The organism is Bifidobacterium sp. POST2/T3 (B1) (assembly GCF_058197115.1).
In genome coordinates this window covers 1-4,985 of record NZ_JBVPQK010000199.1, presented here as the reverse complement: position 1 = coordinate 4,985, position 4,985 = coordinate 1, and the positions used below count along the sequence as shown (strand labels likewise).

Genomic DNA, 4,985 nt, shown 5'->3' with positions numbered 1-4,985 from the left:
TCGGCACCGAGCTGGCGGTCCTGCTCTACTTCCGGCATGACATTGCCCGCATACTGACCCACTGGTTCCGTTGCCTGACCGGCAAGGACGGCTCCTCCTGGCGCGAGCGGATGGGTTCCAAGGACCATGATGCGGCCCTGGGCTGGTACATCATTCTGGGAACCCTGCCCATCGTTGTGGCGGGCCTGCTCTTCCAGAAGATAATCGAAACCAAGCTGCGCAACCTCTGGATCACCGTGGTGGTGCTGATCGTCTTCGGCCTCCTGCTGGACTACTTCGACCGCCACGGCCGCCAGAACAAGGAGATCCGCCAGATGAACGCCCGGGACGCCCTGCTCTTTGGCATCGGGCAGATGCTGGCACTGATCCCCGGCGTATCCCGCTCGGGCGGCACCATGACCTTCGGCCGCGCCCTGGGCTATACCCGCGAGTCCGCCACCCGGGTCAGCTTCCTCATGGCCATCCCCGCCGTCTTCGGTGCCGGCATCCTCGAGACGGTAAAATCCTTGAAGAACATCAACGCGGACGCCGCCTTCCCCGGCTGGGGAGCCACCATCTGCGCCACCATTGTCAGCTTCCTGCTGGGATACATCGTCATCATCGCCTTTTTGAAGATCGTCTCGCGCTTCTCCTACCGGGGATTCGTCATCTACCGGATCGGCCTGGCCATCTTTGTTGCCATCATGCTTATGGTCGGCGCCCTGCCCGCCGTAGGCGGCGTGGCGGCCAACTGAGCCTGCAAGAACTGCCGAGGAATTCGACGCTCTCCTGAATGCGTGATAATATTTTTTTGCATGTTGTCCATGGTTCTTAGGGGTGGAATCAGTCCAGGCCTCTATAAGGTCTGCGGTAAATAAGGCATCATGAGTTTTGGGGAGGTTTGAAGTGGTTTCGTCGTCTACGTCTGCTGATTCTCGCAGTCATAGGTTTGGTCTTCGGTCACTCATATCAACATTGGTGCTGATACCCCTGCTTCTGACCGGCATGGCTGCCGGCACCGTTTTCGCCTCCGACTCAGATGTCAACGGGGGGGGGGGGTCGCTATACCGATCCGGTAGATAACGGTTCGCTTAGCAATTTACAACCTACTAGTCTGCCTTCTCCGTCGCCGCTGACGACTTCATCTGTTTCACCGTCGCCTGCTCAATCTCAAACAGACCTTTACAAAACACCGGAATCAACTCCGAGCAATTCCCACGAGGATGCTAAAACCCAGTCAGCTACTGGCGATTCCCACACCGTGGTATTTGATTCTGCCAATGGAGGCAAAGCAGAACGCGTAACTGTGCCGGATGGTTCCTTGGCGTCACCGCCTATTCGCAATCCGCAGCGTGACGGCTATCGTTTTGACGGCTGGGCGGAGCATGACGGAATCATGGATTTCCGCACCCCGATTACCAGAGACATCACCTTAAAGGCCAAGTGGACCGCGGTTACTGATTGGACTCTGAGTCCCGACCATGGTCCGGCTTCCGGCGGCACCAGCATAACCATTTCACCACCAAGTGCAGATTCGCCTTCGTTCAGCGCTTTGGAAGCACATGCTGACAGAGTTATTGGTGTGACAGGCGATGGACGTCTGTTCACGTGGACATCGAACGCTAAGATGCCTGCTCAGGTGCCGTCGCCCCAAGGTGAGTCAGGCGACGTACGATTCATAAGGGGAGTCATTGGTGAGAACGGCTACGCGGCCTTGAGCCGGGCTCACCGCATCTACGCTTGGAGAAAGAGCGGAGATACACCTGCGTTACTTAACGCAGATTCCACAACCTACACCAGCATTGCCATGACCAATGACCGCCTCATGGCAGTGGATCAAGAGGGCCATATCCACACATGGGTTAGTCAGGTGGAGTCAAACAGTCAGAAACTATTTTGGAAGTCTGCAGTGAAAACTATAAGCCTGCCCAGACAGGCCTTAGCGGTTGAGGCAATAGGCAACGCTGATCATCTTCTCGCCTTGGACCGTCAGGGTAACGTTTGGATTTGCAAGCCAACTGCAACCAATACGGATCAGATCCAACCTATTAAGCTTGCCAATCGTGTTACCCAGATATCGGCCATGGTTCATGGCTTTGTGCTTTTAAACTCATCAGGTCAAATTAGCTATCTTGATAACGGGCAGCCCCAACCAGAGCTACTGGTTTTGCCCGACAGTTCTGCCGCCACAACCATAAACAGTGATGCCACACAAGCAACTGTTGTTAATTCCAAAGGCCACCTTTGGACCTGGCAGCCTCGTGAGACGCCTGTGCGCGCGGACAGAGGGAACCAGCGGTATCTGCAGGCTGTAACCTCCGAAAACTGGATCACAGCAGTTGACCGGCAGGGGAAAATGTCCAAGTGGAACCTTGACGAGCAGGGTCAGTCCAGCAAACCGGTAAGAATCAACACCACCACGATACCCACCGTGGAATCAGCCAACTTGGATAGCGAGCCACTCAAACTCACCAAGACCGGCGACGCCTGGCAAGTGCAGACATCCGCGCACAAGCCTGGGCCTGCCGCTATTACACTCGCCGGCAGGCAGGACGGCCAGCCCTTCACCAGAAGCCTGGACTATACCGTCGACCAGCCGCTGTTACGGAACGCCCGGAAAGTCTCCACCTACCAGGTCACCTTCGAGACGGACGGCGGAAGCACCAAACCCGGAGATCAGAGTGTCTCCTACCCATACGGCAGGGTGAAACGGCCTTCTCCCGACCCCGTACGTGATGGCTACCAGTTCGATGGGTGGTTCATTGGGGAGGTCGCCTACAACTTCAGCAAGCCCGTCACCGAGAACCTCACCCTCACTGCCAAATGGACACCCAACAAGCAGAACAACACATGGAGCATCAACCCCGACAAGGGCAGCCAGCTAGGCGGGCAACAGACCGTCATCACACCGCCAGACAGCAGCAGTGGCATCAAATTCAACCAGGTCAGCGCATCAGCAACTTACGGTAGATTTTCCTTGGCTGTGGGCAGTGACGGGAACGCCTACGCCTGGGGGGACAACATGTACGGCGAGCTCGGCGACGGGACGGAAATCAGCCGGACTACGCCGGTCAAGGTGAAAAAGCCTATAGGCGCGCCGACAGATTTTACCTACGTGCAGGTCAGCGCCGGAGAAGACCATTCGATGGCTTTGGGCAGTGACGGATACGTGTACGCTTGGGGAGATGGCGCGTTTGGCCAGCTCGGTAACAATGAAAAAGGATATGAGAATCGTTCATCTGTTCCCGTGCGCATGCACGATGGCAATAATTCTAGCAAGGGACTGGCTGCCGTACAGGTGAGTGCTGGACCGGCTTTTTCACTAGCTGTCGATAAAAATGGAAACATTTGGGCATGCGGACAAAATCCATATGGCCAGCTTGGTAAAGGTAGTACATACAACTCGTGGTATCCTACGCGGGTGCTATTCCCCAGTAATACAACGAGTGCGGTGCAGGTAAGCGCCGGAGACAGGCATTCGCTGGCAGTCGATACAAATGGTAACGCCTGGGCATGGGGACAGAACAGTGATGGTCAGCTCGGCAACGGAACTACGACCGACTGGCATGAGAACCCTAATCCCATATTGGTTAAGTTTCCTAAGAACACTGGCACCGTTAAAGTTTCGCAGGTTAGCGCCGGATTGACGACTTCACTGGCTATTGACTCGAATGGTAATGCTTGGGCATGGGGAAGCAATGAATATGGTCAGCTCGGCAATGGCACCAAGGGTGGCTATTCGGACCTTCCCGTGCAAATTCAGGACCCAAATGATGTCAGTAAAGTACTGAATGTCGTACAAATTAGCGGCGGAACGAATTATTCGCTGGCTATCGACAATGACGGTAACGCCTGGGCATGGGGAAACAATGAAGATGGTCAGCTCGGCGACAATACTACCAACGATCGGCTTTCCCCTGTAAAGGTGCTAGACTCCACGCAATCCGAGACTTCGGCTGGCCCCTGGCTGAATGCCGCTCAAGTAAGCGCAGGAGAAGGTCACGCGCTAGCTATTGACGCAGACGGGAACGCAAAAGCATGGGGAGAGGGATATGGAGTTCTTGGCAATCCTGACGCAGGAAATCAGAGTCTGGCACCTGTGCCGGTGATGTTCCCGTCGCAGCCAGTAATTACCGCAGTCAGTTTTGATACCAGTCCTGCCACCGATCTGACCCCTGTCAGCAACAGCAACAGTGTCACCGTGGTCACGCCTGCACATGAACCAGGCCAGGTCAAGGTTAGCGTTGACTACAAACTAGGCGACATAGCCCAGAAGCCATACACCTCCCTTACCTATACGTATACGCCGTACACACCTGCTGGCGTGCTCCCTAGCGCCGGCGGAGAAGGTTTTCTACTCGCCCTTGCCGCCGGCACGACCAGCATGGGTGGAGTCCTGGCCTCACGCCGCCACCGAAGAGAACAGCATCTACTTCTATACGCTTCACACGAGTAAGACGGGCCGCGGGCAGATTAATCCCCCTAGCTGCGGCCCTACGGGGGGCATAAGGAGGCATGTGTCACATAAGGCTCATCCCCAAGCGAGCCGACATACCTCCCACCCCCCACACACTACGTTTTCCTCAAGAAATAGGAAGCTCAGCCGGGCAGGTGCCCAGATCTAGATAAAACATGGGCGACCTGCATAGGAATCCATAGTTTCAAGCCAAGTCGGCTGTTGTCGTTCTTTCATAACGAACAGACCTATACAGAACCCAATGCAATGTGTCTATGAAAATTCACCGATACTATGACACGTGATCAGTCTCACATTGTTCTTACATCTTGTCCTGGGCACGCATCAGAAAATGATGCTCGGCTTTAAAGACCCTCGGTTTTCCGTGATTACTAGGCTTCCAATCTCGTTCTGGCATACTTAATCCATGGGAAACAGCTCGGTTATGAAGTTAAGTCTGGACGACTGGCCGAGTTTGCGAAAAGCAAGATTCAGCCGCCTTCTTGCGTTACCATGAAAATTCATTCGGCACTTCAGCACTCCTGCGGTC

The 4,985-nt window shown here is 55.0% G+C and carries 2 protein-coding genes; both read left to right on the top strand.

What is annotated here, in order from left to right:
• A partial coding sequence (locus AC0AP0_RS08925; RefSeq protein ID WP_490430208.1) for an undecaprenyl-diphosphate phosphatase occupies window positions 1–734 on the top strand: 734 nt, incomplete at its 5' end.
• A 551-nt stretch (window positions 735–1,285) separates the two neighbouring features.
• Window positions 1,286–4,435 (top strand): RCC1 domain-containing protein, encoded by a 3,150-nt coding sequence (locus AC0AP0_RS08920; protein WP_490430207.1) that lies wholly within the window; start codon window positions 1,286–1,288, stop codon window positions 4,433–4,435.
• Window positions 4,436–4,985 lie beyond the last annotated feature (550 nt).